Here is a 16621-nt window from a genome sequence, read left to right on the forward strand (position 1 = left end):
AAGCGGCCCTACATTTGGCTCTGTAGCGACTGCTTGCTCTCCTTGAATTGCATACCCAGCTGCTGCTGCTCTTCGCTCGACATATTCTTGCGAATGGCGGCAAACATGGTGCTTTCTTCTCCGCGGATGTGATGACCGAGCATGGCCTTGAGCTCCTTGAGCTTAGCCATAAACTGGTCGCCCGTCGAAGGCATGGCTTTGAGCTCGTTTAGCACGCTTTCCACTTCAACGGTCTCGTCATAAAGCTCTTGAGTGTCCTCGTTGCCATAAAACGGTTGCACAGCGGGGTAAACCACGGCTTCTTCGGCCTTGGCATGCACCATGAGGTCTTTATACAGCTGGCCAAACAATGCTTTGATTTGGTCTTCGTTGTCCGCGTTTCTGATTTCGCTGATCAGGGTTCTGGCCTTCTGGTGATCCATGAAGAGCAGATCTATGACGTCGGCGGACTCTTTGTCGGAGGTTTGCGTAACGGCGCTACCCACGATGCCGGTGGCAGCAGCAACTGCATCTTGCACCCGAGCCCACAAGCCCTGCTGGGGTTCTTGACCGGTGAGCTCTAGGGTCCCTAGATACTCAAGCATGCCCTTGAGTTGCTCTTGGTGGGCGCGGTTTTCAAAGTTGACAGTGTTGAGGGGGGCGATCGCCGCTTCGACATCTTGGCCAACGATCTGAGCCGCTTTGTGAACCACCAAACCCGACATCACCTGGCCATGCTTTAGCAGCTCGTGCTGGGCAATTTTTTCGTACATGCTCAGCCGAGAGCTTGAGAGCGTGTTTTTTGCCTGGCTGACAAATTCTTGCACGGTGGGCTTGGGCTCGGCTTGTATCCCGTACTGGGTAATAGCTGTTTCAACGATATCTAAGTTCTTTTGGTCATCTTCGAGCATGTCTTCTAGACGCCTGCGCAGGTGGTCATCGCTGCACTGGCTGAGAAACTCCTGCTCGCTATCAATAATTAAATTTTGAATAGCCTTGATGTCGGCTAGCTTTTCTGCGATCGCAGTGCGCTTTTGATCAGTAAGTGTGGCAGGCATTATGGAGGGGCTCCATCCGAGAAGTCGCTCACAGTCTAAGAGTTTTAATCCGGGGCGATATCTGCCGATAGGACTGATTAGATCTGAATTTTACTGGCGCCATCTATTCCCCTTGGCGCAGCTTCAGAGCTTCCCCAGGCGGAATAGGGACAATACAAATCCAGCCAGGAAAAAGTATTCTAGCGGCCACATTTACAGCAAAAGCCGCTCTTACCTCCTGTTTTGCGGAACTAGGAGCAGCTTTTGCTGCGATGTAAATCTGCGAGCTAGTGGGTTACCGACACCTGGCTGACATCGACCTCGCGGGTGCCGTCTAGATGTTTGGCAATATCCACAATGCGGTCTAAAGCCGCGCCGTCTACCGAGCCAGCCAAGCAGAGTGCGCTGCCGTGCTGGGTCAAAGTTAGTGTGTCAATAGAGGCTAGATCGGGCTGCTGGTCAAGGGTTTGAGCCAGCCGACGCACTAGCCCAAAAGAGTCGTATTCCCCTTCTAGGCCCATGCACTCCGGTGGCGGCGGCGGCGAGTGCATACCCGCTTTTTCTCTCAGTTCATCGTCGTAGGTGTTGGTGAGACCTGGGGTCATGGGGTTGTGCGATGAGGCCCCGTGGGCAGGGCTATCATCGCAGTGGTCAAAATCGATTTTGTTGTGCCAAGTCATAGTTCAAAAACAGGTTACTAAAGGATAGTTAAGGTACTGTAATTGATCTGCCTAGGCTTAATAATCGTTTGCGTCTGTAGCCCTGTCTCAACTTGTTTATCAATCAACACCAAACTCTTTGAATTGGAGTAATTGGGAACGCCCTAGCGACCTAAACTAGCCACAGACTTAAACCGATCTTTCAACCAGTTGCCGGCTTCTTTTAGGTTATAGGACAGGGGTTCTTGCACACTGAGAAACACCCGAGCACAGTTGCGCCCCGGCATGCCCGAAATCGAGCCGCCTGGGTGGGTGCCTGCCCCGGTCAAAAACAGCCCCTCAATTGGGGTTTGGTAGTTGGCCAGCTCAGGCAGCGGGCGGAAGAACACCATCTGGTCGAGGGTCATGTCGATGTGATAGTGGTTGCCCTTGCGCACCCCGATGCGTTGGGTTAGCTCAGCCGGGCTTTCGACCCGTCGAGCAATGATTGACTGCTTGAGGTTGGGGGTATAGTCGGCCAACTTGTCGAGCACGCGATCGGCGACCTTGTTCTTCAACTCATCCGTCCAACCAGTGCCGAATAGCCCGGTACCCTCAGCGCCTTTGACTTCGTAGGGGGCGAAAAACTCAATCCACAGGGTGTGCTGGCCTGGGGGTGCCATTGTTGGATCCATCACCGTGGGAACCACCACATACAGCGAGGGGTCGTGATCAGGAATTAATCCCTGCATGGGCATGGTATGGGCTGTTTCTACCTGATCCACCGTGTCGGCAATCAAAACAGAGCCAATCAGATACTCGTCTTGGTGATTGTAGGCCTCAAAGCGAGGCATTTCTGACAGGGCACAGTCAATTTTCAAAATGCCTTCATTGTTGTTGACAATGCGGCGATCTAACCGCTCGCTCAGTTCAGGAGCAAAGGACTGGGCATCGGCGGCGGGCACTAAGTCTTGAAAGACGCGCTGGGCATCAATATTTGAAATTACCCCTTTGTTGGCTCGGTACTCTTGCCCATCAGCCGTTCGCACTCCTTCAACCCGCCCTTCGGCGTTAATCAGAAGTCGCTCTACCGCTTGGTCGCAGAGAATGGTACCTCCGTGGTCTTCCACCATCCGCACCAAGGCGGTGACCAGGGCCCCTGTACCACCACGGGGGCGAGCCATGCCAGGGTTATGGCGCAGCCCCATCATCATGGAACCGATGGCAAGGGTTTTCTCAGAGGGTGGCCCGCCCAGCTCTGACGACAGTCGCGCCAGGGGAGCTTTAACCACTTCTGTATCAAACCACTCGTTGAGGATGTTTTCAGGACTGGTAAGCATGGTACGTACCAGATCCAGCGTTTTGTCTACGCCCCCTAAAATCGACAGCAGATCTTTGATGTTGTGCAGGCCGTAGTTGCCTAAGATGTCGACGATAGATTTTGGCGGTGCGTTAAATATAGGAGTAATTGCCTGGGTAAGCTTATCCCAGAAGGCCATATATTCTTTATATTGCGCCGCGTCTCTCTCGCTATAGCGAGCAATTTCAGCGCAGGTTTTGTCAATCGAGCGGTGGGCCAGAAATGCCCTGCCGTCAGCTTGGGGGCAATAGGTAATCGGGTCGCAAAAGAGATACTCTAACCCGTATTTCTCTAGCTCTAGCTCATCGACGACTGGCCCTAGATGGATGAACTCGTGGTCAATAGCGCAGAGGTTAAAACGAAAGCCAGGGGCTTCCTCTGGCAGGGCCTCTTCGGTGGTGGCAGCCCCACCGGGGATTGACCGTCGCTCTAGCAACAGGACACTGTAGCCCGCTTTCAATAGGTAACCAGCACAAACCAACCCGTTATGGCCTGCACCAATAAGAATGACATCAAACGTTTGCATAGGACGATCGCTCACAATGATGCCCTGATGGTAGATAATCTGTTCCCGAGAAACGACCTGTCGTGAGGAATAGATTCGCTGACAATAGCTCCTTATAGTCCTGCTTTAACCAATCTATGTTTTGGCGTCAAGATAGGTTTTGAACCATATCCTCCAGCAGAAGTATTATGCTGCTATTTCCCTACAGCGACCCCAGGATTGGTGAGTGATCCAGCCTGTCCGACCTAGATTTTACTTGTCAAAAACAAATAATTGCGTTATTTCAAAGCGTAGCGCTGGCCATAACACTAGGGTTATGAGAGGCTGAGCAAAGCTAGATTTGGATTTTATCTGGCTTACCGTCGCCACCTTGATAGCTGTTATTGATTGTCGTAGTCAAAGTAGCGACGGCTATGGATTGCTAAGAAAGATAATTGTTTGTCGCTACCAGAGATGCGATCGCCCCAGATTAGGACCAAAGTCTGAGTCTTCCACGGTGGTAAAAATACAATAAACCCCCTTCTCCACATAAATAGAAGAAGGGGGACTAGGCAGTTAACTAATTCGAAGCAAACGGAGCAGCTCTTTAGCTGGCCGACATTGTTTTCGTGAGGTGCTGGCGAATTTCTTGAATTTGCTCTGCCTCGGTCTGCTTAAGCCGATTAAACAGCTCAACGCATTCTTCAGAGTTGGCTTCGCGAGCATCTTGAATGTACTTGTCGTAGGCGTTTAGAGCCTCGGCTTTGCTTTGCATAACGGTCAGCCAGTCATATTCTAAATTGCTGACAACTTGCTGAGATTGGATTCCGGTAGTCATGGTAAATTACCTCCGAGTTCTTGTGTTCACTGTGACTTGATTCAGGGCTTGCTCCCTCTCTCAAAAGAGAGTTTGTGGTTGAGTCGATGGATTAACCTTGACGGGGGGAGTTAGCGGTAGGTAGATCGGTCGCTTCTGGATCAGAGCTGCTAGGCACATAGTCTTCGGCTTCGGAGGGTATCCCAGGCCCACCAGAGGCGTTGGGTCCTTCACCGGCAGCAGCGTTACGGGCTTCTTGCTGCATCAGTTCTGGGTTCTGATGAATAGCAGCGGTTCTAGCGCCTGGATTGTCGGCAACTTCCTCTAATAGTCGATTTTGTTCGCTTTCCTTGTCGTCAACATTTCCCATCAGTTCGCTTTCTTTATCGTTTGCCATGGGTTTTGCTCCTTAGGTAGTTGGCAATGTAGATCCGTGAATATGGCCAGCTGGGCCGTGTTTAGTCAGCCTGGTGCTGGCCTACGTAAATTACTTTCGTCGTCTACTTATACGGCGGCAGTAAAGGGCTTGAGAACAACCTTGATGCAGTTGTCTTCTTTGTCGCGAAAGATTTTGTAGGCGCGGGGAGCCTCTTCGAGGGGCAGGCGGTGAGTAATCAAGAAGGAGGGGTCAATGTCTCCCTTTTGCACCCGCTCTAGCAGCGGCTTGAGGTACTTGTGGACGTGGGTTTGGCCCGATCGCATCGTCAGCGCTTTGTTGACAAAGGCACCCATCGGCACTTTGTCGATAAACCCACCGTAGACGCCAGGAACCGAAATCTTGCCCCCCTTGCGACAGGCGGCGATCGCTTGCCGCAGCACCTGAGGGCGATCGCTTTCCAGACGTACTGCCTGTTTGACCGTGTCGTAGAGCGCCATGGGGCCAGTGCCGTGGGCCTCCATGCCGACGGAGTCGATGCAGCTGTCGGGTCCCCGACCGCCGGTCATTTCTTTCAGTGCTTCGCCAGGGTCGATCTCTTCGTAGTTGAGAATTTCTGCCCCCCCAGCCTGGGCTAGGGCCAAGCGCTCAGGCACGCGGTCGATGGCGATCACCCGCTCAGCGCCAAGCATAAAGGCGCTGCGAATGGCAAACTGGCCTACGGGGCCACAGCCCCAAACGGCTACTGTGTCGCCTGGCTGAATCTCGCAGTTTTCGGCCGCCATGTAGCCGGTGGGAAAGATGTCGGTGAGAAAAAGCACCTGCTCATCGGTGAGCCCATCGGGCACTTTTAGCGGGCCGACGTCGGCAAAGGGCACCCGCACATATTCGGCTTGGCCCCCGGCGTAGCCCCCCAGTAAGTGAGAGTAACCAAACAAACCCGCCGGCGAGTGGCCGTAAAATTTCTCGGCCATCCACGCGTTGGGGTTGGAGTTGTCGCACAGCGACCACAGATTTTGGTTACAGAAAAAGCAGCTGCCGCAGGAGATGGTAAAGGGCACCACCACGCGATCGCCCTGCTTGAGGTTAGTTACCCCTGGCCCGGTTTCAACCACTTCCCCCATGAACTCATGGCCCAGAATATCCCCCGACTGCATGGTGGGAATAAAGCCATCATAGAGGTGTAGATCAGACCCGCAGATTGCTGTAGAGGTGACTTTAATAATGGCGTCACGCGGGTTCAAAATTGTCGGGTCAGGCACAGTGTCTACCCGAACATCGTGGGTGCCATGCCAGCAAACTGCTTTCATCAAAATTCTCCTGGGGTGGTTGCGTTCGGCGGATCTTGGCCAACAGCCCTTAACAGTGCCGCCTCACCTGGGGGTTCGGGAATAGACATGCTTTGGGGGCTTGGCAAGTCAACAGGATTTAAATCCTAGTTGGGGTAGCGGTCTAGGGTTGGATTTTTCTCGGGCTGGACATTGCTACGGGGCGCATTAGCGGGCGACTTCTTTGAGGACCGCCCTGGCAACAGATTTTTGAGCCGGTCAACAAGGCCAACCTTTGACTCAGCAGGCGGCTGGACGTTTTTGCCCTGACGGTCGAGGGCAGTTAGGTCGACACCACCGGTAAAGTTTTCGTTGCTGATCGGGTTGTGGCTCGGACGCACGGCGCTAGTGCCACCGGCTCCGGTTTTGGACGCATCAGCCGCCTGGGCGCTGGGCATATAACCGACCGACCCTATCAAAAGGGCGATCGCTAGAGCAGTCAATGCTATCCGCCGACCGAGCTGAGCTTTCCTGACGGTGGCCTTAACGACTGAGACGAGAGAAGAAAAAGAGTAAAACAAAGAATTCATGGTACTAGGTCTAAAAACATTGGCAGTCAGCGTCAGGGTTAGGCTCCCTTGGGCTGACCTTCGGTGGTGGCGATTTCTCCGGTTTCCATCAGCTGCTTAAAGCGGCTGAGATCATCGCCAATCTGCTGTTCGGGTTCTTCGCCAAAGAGCTTGGCGATCGCAGCGGCCATAGCACCGCCCGGCAGCTCATATTCCATAACGACTTTGACCTCGGTGCCGCGATCGCCGGTAGCGGGCTGAAACCGCACAAACCCGGAGTGATTCACTTCGGCATCGTCGGTCGAGGTCCAGGCAATCAGGCGATCGGGCTGGTCATCTACAATCACCGCATCCCATTCGATGCTCTGGTCGAGGGGGGCGTTGACCACCCAGTGGGAATGCTGGGCGTCTTGAACCTGCACAGACTTGACATGACGCATAAACTGGGGCAGATTGTCGAACTGCCGCCAAAAGCTGTAGAGCTCTGATGCCGAACGATTGATTGTGACGGTTTTCTCAACCAAGATGGCCTTTTCGATGCCAACGGCTTCGCCAACCTGCTTGATCGTGCTTTTCTTTTGGACACCCTGGTAAGCTAAGCTGCCGCCGGCAGCCGCCATCAAGATCCCCCGCAGCGATCGCTGCTGCAAGCCGCCGAGAACCAAGGCGCCGCCGCTAATAATTGACGCCCACCGCTCTAACTTACTTGCCTCCGTATCTTTTGACGGTTGCGTGCTAACGGAATCTTCCACTTCGATAACCTCTGGGCAAAAACGCTGTTTCTGTGGGCTTGGTACCCGGCTCGCTCCACGGCTTAGGGCCGTGGGGCGAGTTGGGTTGGGAGCTAGACACTAGAGCTGAGAGGAGCGATCGGTGCTCAGCTCAGAGCCCTTGCCATCGCGTAGAAAGGCAGGGGTCTTCTTGTCGAAGTAGTTGTTGATGAAGGTGTTTACCGCCGATAGCACCAGCGGGCCTACCAAAAAGCCGATGATGCCGGAGATGTAGAAGCCGGGCACCACCAGAGAGGCCGCCCACAGGCAGAGGCCGTTGAGAATCAGCGAAAATGCCCCAAAGCTAACGGCGTTAATGGGCATGGTCACGGTTTGCAGCGCCGGCTTGAGAAAGGCGTTGACCAAACCGACCGAGACAGCCGCGATCGCCGCTGCGGTTAGGGTGCTGATGGTGACCCCAGGCACAACTAGATCTACAACTAGCAGGCTAAGGGCCGTTGCCAAGCCAGATAAAAGAATGCTCCACATGGTGTCATCTCCTGAAAAACTACAAGCTCTGCGTAAATGAAAATTTGCCGGATGAGGCTAAAGCGGCTAACAGCCTAAAATAGCCAGGGCAATTGCAAATGATCTAAAATTTGCTTCACTTAGTTTCACGGTAAAAACCAATGCGGGTATATGTGTCTACTATTCGATAGATAAGCCAAAAATATAAACTAATATTTTTCTGGGCGTGGGGTCTAACGACAATTTTGGCCGCGAAAAATTGAATAACTTTCCCAAATTTTTCGACCGACAACGAGAATTTTTCAACTATGGCAGCAGGTGAGGGCGCAATCGCAAAACTATACCTTTTGACGGAGTCACCTTATTGCTGTTGGAGGATATGTAACTTAGCAAAGTTCTATACACTGCTGGTCTAAGCTAGTGAAGCGCAGCCAGCAAAGTGCGATCGCTCTGCGCCTTCACCCATAAATTTTGATTGGAGTAAAATCTATGTCGATATCGTTAGAGATTGGAATGGCGGTGGTCGGTTTAGGGTTAGCCCTGATGCTGGTGCGTCTCCCCAAAGCTGGACAGTCTGGATTAATAGCCATGACTTGTTTGGCTATCATGCTGATCGGCTTCACCCAGCCCGCCTTCGCTGGTGCGGTTAATGGTGCTGCGCTGACCGACGAGCAAAAAGACCTCAACGAAACGCTTCAGTCCACGCCAGGCGACAGTCAATATCAGGGTATTGAATATGCCGATGTCAAAGGTACTCCCCTGGGCGATCAGGACATTACTGACCGAGTGGAGAGCAAGGTTCCTGACACCCTCAAAATTAGCGTCTCCAATGGCTCAGTACGGCTATCGGGTAAGGTAAAGAGCCGCGACACGGCACGAGCCATCATTGAAGATGTTAAGTCTATTCCTGGTGTACATGAGGTTTCTTACGATATAGGCCTCAAGGAAATCACTCAATAAGCAACAGATAGAGAACCTATTTAATCGGCGGCGCACCGCCGATTTTTTTGTGCCTAAGTCAACTAGAAACTTTATCATCCTCGTTTATTAATGCCCGAAAGCCGAAAATTCCGTCCAACAACGTATACAGTAAATATAAAAGTATATGAAGCAGCTTAAAGAATTTCAGTCACAGACATAATTTGAGAGCAATCGATGCCCAGTGAAGTCAAACCTTTAAGCATAAACTCTACCTACGTTGTGTTGGATGGTAGCGGCAATGCTGTGCCGGTGTCGGTAAGCGACACCTTTTATGAAGAACTAAACCGCACCTTTGGAGACTTTAAAGACAAACGGCTTGTCTCTCAATACAGCTTTGCTCATGACTGGGGCACTTGGGAGATGCATCCCATTGGGGAAGAGTTTGTGTGCCTGATCTCGGGCCAGCTTGACCTTATCCTAGAGCAGAACGGTGTTGAAAATAAGCTATCCCTAGAAACCCCTGGCTCCTATGTGATTGTGCCCAAAGGCATCTGGCACACGGCTAAAGTTCACCAGCCCAGCACTGTGTTGTTTATTACGCCCGGCGAAGGAACTCAAAACCGACCTGTTTAGAATGCAAGCGATCGCCGCAAAAACAGCCCTCTTAGTTGATCCGTAGCTGGATGGTTAAGTTTGAATCTGCCAATCGCTGAAAAGATGAACCGCAAACCTAGTGATGAAACGCAGTACTCAACGCTGGAGCGTGAGGGCTGCTGTCAATAGCAGCCCTCACGCAGCTTTTCCTAAAAGGTTAGGCAGGGCGATCGCAATTAATCAACCATGGCGTGCCAAACTGATCGACTACCATACCAAACCGGGCCGCCCAAAAGGTTTCCTGAATGGGCATCTTAATAGTGCCGTTTTCGGCCAAGGCTGCAAAGACATGCTCAGCCTTGTCTGGATCTTCAATGGCAATTAAGACAGAGGTGCCTTTAGGCTCTTCAAAGTATTCCGGCATGCTGTCGGCCCCCATGAGTTCTTGATCGCCTAAGATCAGCTGAGAATGCATTATTTTGTCACGCCACTCTTCAGGCACTTGGTCAGCCATCGGCGATTCTCCGTAGGTCATCTTGTCGCCAACTTTGCCGCCTAAGACCTGTGCATAGTACGCAAATGCAGCCTCGCAATTGCCATTGAAGCTGAGGTAAGAATATAGTTTCATAGCGCCCTCCTGAGCTAAAGAATTAGGGAACGAGCGAAGCTAGATTTTGTAGTCGAGGTGTCAAAGATCCAGCAGTACAAAAGACCGATGGTGCGTAATGCACTGCTGAGACAAGGTTGGTGTGTCATACGAGTCGATGACACACCCGATAAACATCTACTGAGGGACAGCGCCAGGTTCCATATACATCAGCTCCCAAATATGGCCGTCTAGATCTTGAAAGCCGTGAGCATACATAAACCCATAGTCTTGGGGGTCGTTATAGGTCGAGCCCCCGCCACTAACGGCTTTGCTTACCAGGCTATCAACCTCTTCGCGGCGATCGCAGGATAGGCACACTAAAACCTCGGTGTTTTGAGTTGCATCGCAGATAGCCTTAGGCGTAAAGGTTTTGAACTTGTCTTCGGTCAGCAGCATGACAAAAATATCGTCGCTGACAATCATGCAGGTAGCGGTTTCGTCGGTAAACTCAGGATTGAACTCAAAGCCGAGCTGGCCAAAGAACTCAACCGACTGGTCAAGATTTTTAACTGGCAGGTTGACAAAAATTTTGCGGCTCATGGTGGGTTTCCTTGATAATTTTGGGGGCTTAAATCGTTAACTGTCTCTAGCGTCAAGCGGGGCGATGACAAACCTACCCAACGCAACCCGCAGCCGGGTTAAATGGCAATGAGCAGTGCTCATGCACAATCTGCCATTCACCCTGTCGCTTTTGGTAGCCCGCAGTAACGCGCATCCACATATCTACCGCTGGATGACTGGGCTCAATGCCGGTAAAGCGAAACACCCAGTGGGCAAAGGCTAGATCGCCGTTGACGATAACGCGGAGATCTTTAGTTTCCATCCCTGAGGTTTCTGGCATGCAGGGCATACAGGCTTCCCACATGGCGCGAATAGCAGCGCTGCCCTTGAGCTGAAGCGGTGGCTGCACATCAAAGAGAACGGCCTCTGGGCTATAGCGCGCCATAATTTGGTCAAGGTTTTTGGCGGTGATGGCTTTGGATTGGTCGGCAATCAGCTGGCGAACTTGAGCTTCGTCACGAGTAATAGTGTTAGTACTAGTCATGGGATGTCTCCGAATATAGGTTGGAATGCAGGAGCCAACTAAACCGGCTGGCTCCCTGCTTCATCAACTAGTCGAATAGAAGGCGGTGAGATCGACAGGTAGCACTACCCATTTAAGAAAAAACCGCAAAAATCTGCCTCTACTGGCCAGATGGCAAGCCAGTCAGTTCGACAATGGGGCGAATTTCGACGGTGCCTTTGTGCACAGAGGGAATGCGGCCCGCGATCGCGATCGCATCATCCAAATCTTCCGCCTCAATCAGAAAATAACCGCCGAGCTGTTCTCGGGTTTCGGCAAAGGGGCCGTCGGTCACCAGGCGTTTGCCGTCGCGCACCCGCACGCTGGTAGCTGTGGCCACCGATTGCAGGGGTGACGCGCCCAAATACTGACCGCTGGCGTGGAGGTCTTGAGTGAGTTTGACCGAATCTTGGTAGCAGCGCTCCTGTTCACCCTCACTCCAGACATTTTCGTCGCTGTAAATCAGCAGCATATATTTCATGGCTTAGCTCCCAAAGTTGACGGCTTCCAATTGGCGGCGTTGCTTAACACGAGTATGATTTGCCTCCCGCCCCCAACTCTGGGGGACTTGGAAACTCTGTTTCCCCCCAAGAATTGGGGGGCAGGAGGCCATGCAGAGTCTAAAGGTTTTGCCGGTTCAATTCCCTGATTCAGGAACGCCCAATCGACTACTGGCGCCAGTAGTGGGCCGTCATAAACTGATGCCAACTCCCGTCGCCTGTGAGAATCTGTGATGTCATAATCCGGTGGTCGTCGCTGACAAATTCAATGATGTCTTTGTACGGAGCCATCGAGTTTTGACTAAAATCAGGCCCTTCAGTTTCTAGGGTTAGCGTCTGTTTCGCCTCATCTAGAGAGCCGCTGTAAACCCACATGTGGGTCATCATAGAACCGACAAAGGTACCGGTATAGCGCTGAGCTTCGGGATTGTAGCCCAGGGTCATCAGGGTGGTGCCGGTTCCACCATCGGGCATTTCGCCTTCGCCTTCGGCCACAACCCAAATCCCGCCCAGGCTGCGAACCACCTCTGTACCACGAGTCTTTGACGGGGGCTGATCTGGCCCCATGCTGCACTCACATTCGCTAACCCATTTGCCAACCAGCCGGTCGAGCCACTGGTGTTCTGCCTGCGGTTCAATGTGCATAATGTCCCTCCAATTTTTTCTGTACAAGGTTGAAGTAGCTAGCGGGTTGGAAGTAGGTTTGGGCAAACTGGCGTCGACCTTGTCCCTACCCGCTGGTCGAAGGCGTTAGCCATAGGTCGGTCGCTGCGGCCAGCCCACAGGAGAATCTTCAAAGTCTTGCTGCCGACCGTAGGGGGTGAGGTCGAGCAGGCTGTAAGCATCGGTCAGGCCTTCGCAGCCGCGAGCATAGGTCGAGTAGGTGTGAAAGACCTCGTCGTCGATGCGAAAGAACACGCTCATGCCGTGGCTTTCGCCCTGCATAAAGTGCTGATCTAAGTTACTCGCCAGCTCCTCCTGGTCGCGGTAGTTATACTGCACCGGGGCCACCGCTGCATCTAGCGTGACGTGAAAATCGTAGTTAAAGTCGCTGGCAAAGGAAGAAAACCAGGGCAGAGTCCAACGTTGGCGGGCTTTGTATTGCTCAAGCTTGGTCAGCGGAGCGCGGGATACGAGCACGAAAGTGGTGTCGCGATCGCCCAGCAAACTCAGATCGCCTATTGCATTGACCAGGCCAGTACAGCCTGAGCAGCCGTTCTCCCACTCGGGGTCAAACATAAAGTGGTAGACCAGCAGCTGGTGGCGGCCCTCAAATAGATCGAGCAGGCTGGTCTCACCCTCAGACCCTTCAAATTTGTAGGTTTTCTCTAGCTTGACCATGGGCAGGCGGCGACGCTTGGCATTGACGCGATCGCGCTGTTTAGTCAGGGCTTTTTCGTCTGCTAAAAGCGCTTTTCGTTCCGCCAGCCAGGTGTCGGTCGACACCACGGGCGGATGGGCAAAAGTAGTGATAGTCATGGTAATTTCTCCTTGAGTGTTTAATCGAGAATTTCCAGTTGGTGGGTTGGGTAGAGCGTTAGCGAAACCCAACAACGGTGGGCTTTGTTGGGTTGCACTGCGTTTCACCCAACCTACGCAATTCCTGATTTGCGCTCAGTGCAGGTTGGTCTGAAGGGTTTTGCTTTGGTTAACCTGGGCGTTGATCTCCTCATCCGCTGGGCGAATCTCAAAGGGACCATTGCGCACTCCGGGATGGTGCGACATCAGCTGAATGGCATGGTTAAGATCGCGGGCCTCCAGCATCAAGATGCCGCCGATCTGCTCCTTGGTTTCCGCAAAAGGGCCATCGGTAACGACAACTTGCCCATTCTGGTATCGCAGTGTCGCCGCATTGCGAACGCTTTGCAGCGCTTCTCCACCGATAAAGTGGCCGCCCCTCCGTAGTTCGTCATCGTAGGCAAAACAGTCGGCCATTAGATCCGCCTGCTCGGTTTCAGAAAGCTCATCCCACTGCGTTTCGTCGAAATAGCCTAGACAGATAAATTTCATGATTGCCTCCAAAATTTAGGTCTGGGGTCAAAGCCTGTCTGCGTTTCCCGTTTTGTGGGGTTGCGTCGCCTGCACCCCTGGGTTGGCAGCAAGGTGATTGACTGTGGATTTGGCCTGAACTTGTCACCTTTGTGGATTAGTCGTTTGGCTGGAGGGCAGATCGACAGGAGCGCAAAAGTTTTTTCTAATTTTTTTTGGAATGCTCGACTACGGAGCTAAATCAACCATTGAACGGAGGGCTTAAGGACCGAAAACCAAGGTTAGACGAATTTCTGCCCCTAGCAATCAAACCAGTTCGCGCAGGCGACTTTCGAGAAACCGGCGCTCGGGTTCTTGCTTGACTAGAGCGAGCGCTCGTTGATAAGACGCCTTAGCTTCAGCGGTTTCTCCCAACTGGCGGCACAGATCCGCTCGGGCCGCATGGGCCAGGTGGTAGTGGGCTAGATCGCCCTCGGCGAGAATCTCATCTAGCAGTTGGAGGCCCGCCTGGGGGCCATCGCGCATCGCCACGGCCACCGCTCGATTGAGATGAACGACGGGAGTGGGTTCGATCTGGGCCAGCAGGCTATACAGCCCGACAATCTGGGCCCAGTCCGTTGCGGCTGGGTCGGGAGCTTCGGCATGGACAGCGGCGATCGCCGCCTGAATCCCATACGGCCCCACTGGCCCTGCCGACAGAGCTTGCTGCACCAGCGATCGCCCCTCGGCAATCTGCTCCTGGTTCCACAGGGCGCGATTTTGATCGCTTAAGAGAATCAGCTCGCCCGTGGTGGAGGTGCGGGCCTGACGCCGCGACTCTTGCAGCAGCATCAATGCCAGCAGCCCCATCACCTCGGGGTCGGGCAGCAGTTCTAGCACCAGTCGCCCTAGCCGAATTGCTTCGCCCGAGAGATCGGCCCGCGTCAGCGATGGGCCAGAGGAGGCCGCATATCCCTCGTTAAACACCAGATAGATCACCTGGAGTACGGTGTCTAAGCGATCGGGCAAGTCTTCCAGGGCGGGCACCTGATAGGGAATTCTCGCCGCGCGGATCTTGGCCTTGGCCCGCACAATGCGCTGGGCCAGAGTCGGTGGGGCCAGCAAAAAAGCACTAGCAATTTCCTCGGTCTTGAGGCCGCAGACCTCTCTCAGGGTGAGGGCTACCTGGGCCTCCTGGGGCAGGGCCGGGTGGCAGCAGGTAAAAATCAGCCGTAGGCGATCGTCCCCGACATCTTCATCATTGGGCAGGTCGGCCTGGGCATCGATCTGCTGGGCCAGCTCGGCTAACGACGCGTCAAAACGGGTGCGGCGACGCAGGCGATCGATCGCCCTAAATCGACCCACCGACACCAGCCACGGCCTTGGTTTAGCCGGCATCCCATCCCGTGGCCACTGCTCCATGGCCACGGCAAAGGCGTCGTGCAGCGCCTCTTCGGCCAGGTCAAAATCTCCCAGCAGGCGAATCAGCGTGGCAAAAACCCGACGCGACTCAGCCCGGTAGATGGCGTCTACTTGCCGCTGCATCTGGAGGGGTTCGTTCATGGTTAGCGTTCCTGCCAGCAAAGTCGGTCGCCCAAATTCATTTTAATATAGTGCAATTGTACTTTCGCCTAACCAATGCACTCACCAATGCAGCCGCTTCAAAAGTGATTAAACCTAGAATGAGTTTAATTTGAAAATGTTTTGAAATTGAGTTATGCTCCAAACATGAATTTTAGGATGATCTTTGTAGCCGCCGCTTTCCTGATGAGCTAGGCGACCCGCAATGCAAATAGCTAGATGATCAACGTCAATCCTCAGTAGGGCTAGCCAAATCCCCGCAGTCTCTTCCTAAGGGCATCTGTATGTTGGATTTCTCATAAATCCTTAAATAGGAGTCATTCAATGTTGAGACAGCTGGATAGTTTAGGGGGTCTTGCAGACCTGCCGGTGGCTGCTCGGTTGCAGGGCCTTTCGTTAGAGCAGTTGCAGCGGCTGCCGGTGTCTGGATCTAGTCATTTTGGGCGGCGCGGCTATTTGCCCGCCGCCAGCGATCGCCTCTGGCTGCTCAAGGCAGGGGCGGTGCGCACCCTAACCTACCTGGAAGATGGCACCGCGATCGCCCTCGGCCTTTGGAGCGCAGGCGATATTGTGGGGAAGTTTCTCTCTAACGCGGAGCCCTACCTGATTGAAGCCCTCAACGATGTCGAGGCGGTTTGCATTTCTCTCTCTGACTGGCAGCCGCCGGTGGACGTGATCACTAGCTACCTAAAGCATGCTGAAGCGCTAATGGTGGTGCGCACCCACCGCCGAGCTGAGGCTGTTTTGCTCGGGCTGTTACAGTGGCTGGCCAACCGCTTTGGGCTACAGCTTGAGCGCGGTTGCCTCATTGACCTCAAAATTACCCACCAAGACTTGGCCGACTTTAGCGGCCTCAGCCGGGTGACGGTGACTCGTCTGCTGCGCCAGTTTGAAGAGCAGGGGCTGATTTATCGGCGATCGCGCCAGCTCATCCTGGCCGAATCTAGCGACCACTGGCACTACGAAATTTAGCCAAAACCAGGGTGAGAATGTAGCCAACGAGCCTGGTATGACTGTGCTCATCAGATTTTGCATACCAGCTTTGCTGTCTGTCCAAACTTTTTACCGCGTTAATGACTCAGCCATCCCAAGCCGTTGACACTCCAACCACGGGCGATCGCCCCCAGAGCACCAGCGCGCCTGCTCCCAGTCCAGCCCCGCCTTCAAAATCCAGCTCTCGCGCCCGCGATCACATGGCCAACGAGCGCACCTACCTGGCTTGGATGCGTACTGCGATCGCCCTGATTGGCTTCGGCGTTTTGATTGCTCGTCTGCGTTACCTGGTCTCGCCCGATGTGCCGGGCACCGGTCAGGGCTGGATGGTAGGGCTAGGTCTATGTTCCATTGGCCTGATCACCGTGTTGCTGTCAACCTGGCACTACTTTGCAGTACTTGACGCCATTGAGAGCAACACCTACGAACCCAACAGCCGCTGGGTGATTCTCTTTAGTCTGGTGGTCACGCTGCTGGGGGCAGGGGTGCTATACGTGCTGTTTTCAGCTCCAGCAACAGTGAAAGGATTCACCGTTTAGAAAGAAAACTTTGAGGGTTTAGTTTTGTAGAGCCTTAGACAGGCGGT

21 protein-coding genes are annotated in these 16621 nt (G+C 53.5%); 4 read left to right on the plus strand and 17 right to left on the minus strand.

The window, feature by feature from the left end:
* Positions 1-8 precede the first annotated feature (8 nt).
* The 9 genes from H6F57_RS15495 to H6F57_RS15535 all read right to left on the minus strand — a co-directional run bounded on the left by H6F57_RS15495 (position 9) and on the right by H6F57_RS15535 (position 7787).
* Positions 9-1037, minus strand: a complete 1029-nt coding sequence (locus tag H6F57_RS15495; protein ID WP_190625786.1) for a hemerythrin domain-containing protein — start codon at positions 1035-1037, stop codon at positions 9-11.
* 266 nt (positions 1038-1303) lie between these two features.
* Positions 1304-1696: a BON domain-containing protein gene (locus H6F57_RS15500; protein WP_190625787.1), complete on the minus strand. Its 393-nt coding sequence runs from the start codon at positions 1694-1696 to the stop codon at positions 1304-1306.
* Positions 1697-1839: 143 nt separating this feature from the next.
* Complete coding sequence (crtO, locus tag H6F57_RS15505; protein WP_190625788.1) at positions 1840-3540, minus strand: beta-carotene ketolase CrtO; 1701 nt, start codon at positions 3538-3540, stop codon at positions 1840-1842.
* A gap of 565 nt (positions 3541-4105) precedes the next feature.
* Positions 4106-4336: a hypothetical protein gene (locus tag H6F57_RS15510; protein ID WP_190625789.1), complete on the minus strand. Its 231-nt coding sequence runs from the start codon at positions 4334-4336 to the stop codon at positions 4106-4108.
* A gap of 91 nt (positions 4337-4427) precedes the next feature.
* Entirely contained in the window at positions 4428-4712 is a 285-nt protein-coding gene (locus tag H6F57_RS15515) for a hypothetical protein (protein WP_199289599.1), read from the minus strand.
* Between the two features lie 107 nt (positions 4713-4819).
* Positions 4820-6001 (minus strand): zinc-dependent alcohol dehydrogenase, encoded by a 1182-nt coding sequence (locus tag H6F57_RS15520; RefSeq protein WP_190625790.1) that lies wholly within the window; start codon positions 5999-6001, stop codon positions 4820-4822.
* A 125-nt stretch (positions 6002-6126) separates the two neighbouring features.
* Complete coding sequence (locus H6F57_RS15525; protein ID WP_190625791.1) at positions 6127-6549, minus strand: hypothetical protein; 423 nt, start codon at positions 6547-6549, stop codon at positions 6127-6129.
* Between the two features lie 38 nt (positions 6550-6587).
* Positions 6588-7280 (minus strand): SRPBCC family protein, encoded by a 693-nt coding sequence (locus H6F57_RS15530; RefSeq protein ID WP_190625792.1) that lies wholly within the window; start codon positions 7278-7280, stop codon positions 6588-6590.
* Positions 7281-7379: 99 nt separating this feature from the next.
* Positions 7380-7787: a phage holin family protein gene (locus H6F57_RS15535; protein ID WP_190625793.1), complete on the minus strand. Its 408-nt coding sequence runs from the start codon at positions 7785-7787 to the stop codon at positions 7380-7382.
* A gap of 468 nt (positions 7788-8255) precedes the next feature.
* Here H6F57_RS15535 and H6F57_RS15540 point away from each other — a divergent pair, with 468 nt between their 5' ends.
* On the plus strand, positions 8256-8726 hold the full coding sequence (locus H6F57_RS15540; RefSeq protein WP_190625794.1) for a BON domain-containing protein: 471 nt from the start codon (positions 8256-8258) through the stop codon (positions 8724-8726).
* Between the two features lie 195 nt (positions 8727-8921).
* Positions 8922-9320, plus strand: a complete 399-nt coding sequence (locus tag H6F57_RS15545) for a hypothetical protein (protein WP_190625795.1) — start codon at positions 8922-8924, stop codon at positions 9318-9320.
* Between the two features lie 178 nt (positions 9321-9498).
* Here the strand turns inward: H6F57_RS15545 and H6F57_RS15550 are convergent, their stop codons facing one another.
* The 8 genes from H6F57_RS15550 to H6F57_RS15585 all read right to left on the minus strand — a co-directional run bounded on the left by H6F57_RS15550 (position 9499) and on the right by H6F57_RS15585 (position 15024).
* A complete protein-coding gene (locus H6F57_RS15550; RefSeq protein ID WP_190625796.1) occupies positions 9499-9909 on the minus strand; it encodes a VOC family protein in 411 nt (136 codons plus the stop codon).
* A 156-nt stretch (positions 9910-10065) separates the two neighbouring features.
* Positions 10066-10470, minus strand: coding sequence for a VOC family protein (locus H6F57_RS15555; protein ID WP_190625797.1), 405 nt, complete (start codon positions 10468-10470; stop codon positions 10066-10068).
* Between the two features lie 73 nt (positions 10471-10543).
* Entirely contained in the window at positions 10544-10975 is a 432-nt protein-coding gene (locus H6F57_RS15560) for an SgcJ/EcaC family oxidoreductase (protein WP_190625798.1), read from the minus strand.
* A gap of 139 nt (positions 10976-11114) precedes the next feature.
* Positions 11115-11474 (minus strand): YciI family protein, encoded by a 360-nt coding sequence (locus tag H6F57_RS15565; protein ID WP_190625799.1) that lies wholly within the window; start codon positions 11472-11474, stop codon positions 11115-11117.
* A 187-nt stretch (positions 11475-11661) separates the two neighbouring features.
* A complete protein-coding gene (locus H6F57_RS15570) occupies positions 11662-12138 on the minus strand; it encodes a DUF1579 domain-containing protein (protein WP_190625800.1) in 477 nt (158 codons plus the stop codon).
* Between the two features lie 105 nt (positions 12139-12243).
* Positions 12244-12972, minus strand: coding sequence for a DUF899 domain-containing protein (locus H6F57_RS15575; protein WP_190625801.1), 729 nt, complete (start codon positions 12970-12972; stop codon positions 12244-12246).
* 135 nt (positions 12973-13107) lie between these two features.
* Positions 13108-13503 carry a YciI family protein gene (locus H6F57_RS15580; RefSeq protein WP_190625802.1) on the minus strand — a complete coding sequence of 132 codons (396 nt, stop codon included), beginning with the start codon at positions 13501-13503 and terminating at the stop codon, positions 13108-13110.
* 285 nt (positions 13504-13788) lie between these two features.
* The gene (locus H6F57_RS15585; RefSeq protein WP_190625803.1) at positions 13789-15024 is read right to left on the minus strand and encodes an RNA polymerase sigma factor; all 1236 of its coding nucleotides are present in this window, start codon (positions 15022-15024) and stop codon (positions 13789-13791) included.
* A 342-nt stretch (positions 15025-15366) separates the two neighbouring features.
* Here H6F57_RS15585 and H6F57_RS15590 point away from each other — a divergent pair, with 342 nt between their 5' ends.
* Both H6F57_RS15590 and H6F57_RS15595 read left to right on the plus strand, forming a co-directional pair.
* Positions 15367-16014 carry a Crp/Fnr family transcriptional regulator gene (locus tag H6F57_RS15590; RefSeq protein ID WP_190625804.1) on the plus strand — a complete coding sequence of 216 codons (648 nt, stop codon included), beginning with the start codon at positions 15367-15369 and terminating at the stop codon, positions 16012-16014.
* Positions 16015-16115: 101 nt separating this feature from the next.
* Complete coding sequence (locus tag H6F57_RS15595) at positions 16116-16574, plus strand: DUF202 domain-containing protein (protein WP_190625805.1); 459 nt, start codon at positions 16116-16118, stop codon at positions 16572-16574.
* Positions 16575-16621: the final 47 nt, after the last annotated feature.

The sequence above is a fragment of the Leptolyngbya sp. FACHB-60 genome, assembly GCF_014695775.1.
Taxonomy (GTDB): Bacteria; Cyanobacteriota; Cyanobacteriia; order Phormidesmidales; family Phormidesmidaceae; genus Nodosilinea.

Coding starts and splice junctions, on each gene's coding strand:
- H6F57_RS15535 (WP_190625793.1), bottom strand. CDS start 7,787: ATGTGGAGCATTCTTTTATCTGGCTTGGCAACGGCCCTTAGCCTGCTA.
- H6F57_RS15555 (WP_190625797.1), bottom strand. CDS start 10,470: ATGAGCCGCAAAATTTTTGTCAACCTGCCAGTTAAAAATCTTGACCAG.
- H6F57_RS15595 (WP_190625805.1), top strand. CDS start 16,116: ATGACTCAGCCATCCCAAGCCGTTGACACTCCAACCACGGGCGATCGC.
- H6F57_RS15565 (WP_190625799.1), bottom strand. CDS start 11,474: ATGAAATATATGCTGCTGATTTACAGCGACGAAAATGTCTGGAGTGAG.
- crtO (WP_190625788.1), bottom strand. CDS start 3,540: ATGCAAACGTTTGATGTCATTCTTATTGGTGCAGGCCATAACGGGTTG.
- H6F57_RS15510 (WP_190625789.1), bottom strand. CDS start 4,336: ATGACTACCGGAATCCAATCTCAGCAAGTTGTCAGCAATTTAGAATAT.
- H6F57_RS15500 (WP_190625787.1), bottom strand. CDS start 1,696: ATGACTTGGCACAACAAAATCGATTTTGACCACTGCGATGATAGCCCT.
- H6F57_RS15575 (WP_190625801.1), bottom strand. CDS start 12,972: ATGACTATCACTACTTTTGCCCATCCGCCCGTGGTGTCGACCGACACC.
- H6F57_RS15525 (WP_190625791.1), bottom strand. CDS start 6,549: ATGAATTCTTTGTTTTACTCTTTTTCTTCTCTCGTCTCAGTCGTTAAG.
- H6F57_RS15540 (WP_190625794.1), top strand. CDS start 8,256: ATGTCGATATCGTTAGAGATTGGAATGGCGGTGGTCGGTTTAGGGTTA.
- H6F57_RS15580 (WP_190625802.1), bottom strand. CDS start 13,503: ATGAAATTTATCTGTCTAGGCTATTTCGACGAAACGCAGTGGGATGAG.
- H6F57_RS15590 (WP_190625804.1), top strand. CDS start 15,367: ATGTTGAGACAGCTGGATAGTTTAGGGGGTCTTGCAGACCTGCCGGTG.
- H6F57_RS15585 (WP_190625803.1), bottom strand. CDS start 15,024: ATGAACGAACCCCTCCAGATGCAGCGGCAAGTAGACGCCATCTACCGG.
- H6F57_RS15495 (WP_190625786.1), bottom strand. CDS start 1,037: ATGCCTGCCACACTTACTGATCAAAAGCGCACTGCGATCGCAGAAAAG.
- H6F57_RS15560 (WP_190625798.1), bottom strand. CDS start 10,975: ATGACTAGTACTAACACTATTACTCGTGACGAAGCTCAAGTTCGCCAG.
- H6F57_RS15545 (WP_190625795.1), top strand. CDS start 8,922: ATGCCCAGTGAAGTCAAACCTTTAAGCATAAACTCTACCTACGTTGTG.
- H6F57_RS15570 (WP_190625800.1), bottom strand. CDS start 12,138: ATGCACATTGAACCGCAGGCAGAACACCAGTGGCTCGACCGGCTGGTT.
- H6F57_RS15515 (WP_199289599.1), bottom strand. CDS start 4,712: ATGGCAAACGATAAAGAAAGCGAACTGATGGGAAATGTTGACGACAAG.
- H6F57_RS15550 (WP_190625796.1), bottom strand. CDS start 9,909: ATGAAACTATATTCTTACCTCAGCTTCAATGGCAATTGCGAGGCTGCA.
- H6F57_RS15520 (WP_190625790.1), bottom strand. CDS start 6,001: ATGAAAGCAGTTTGCTGGCATGGCACCCACGATGTTCGGGTAGACACT.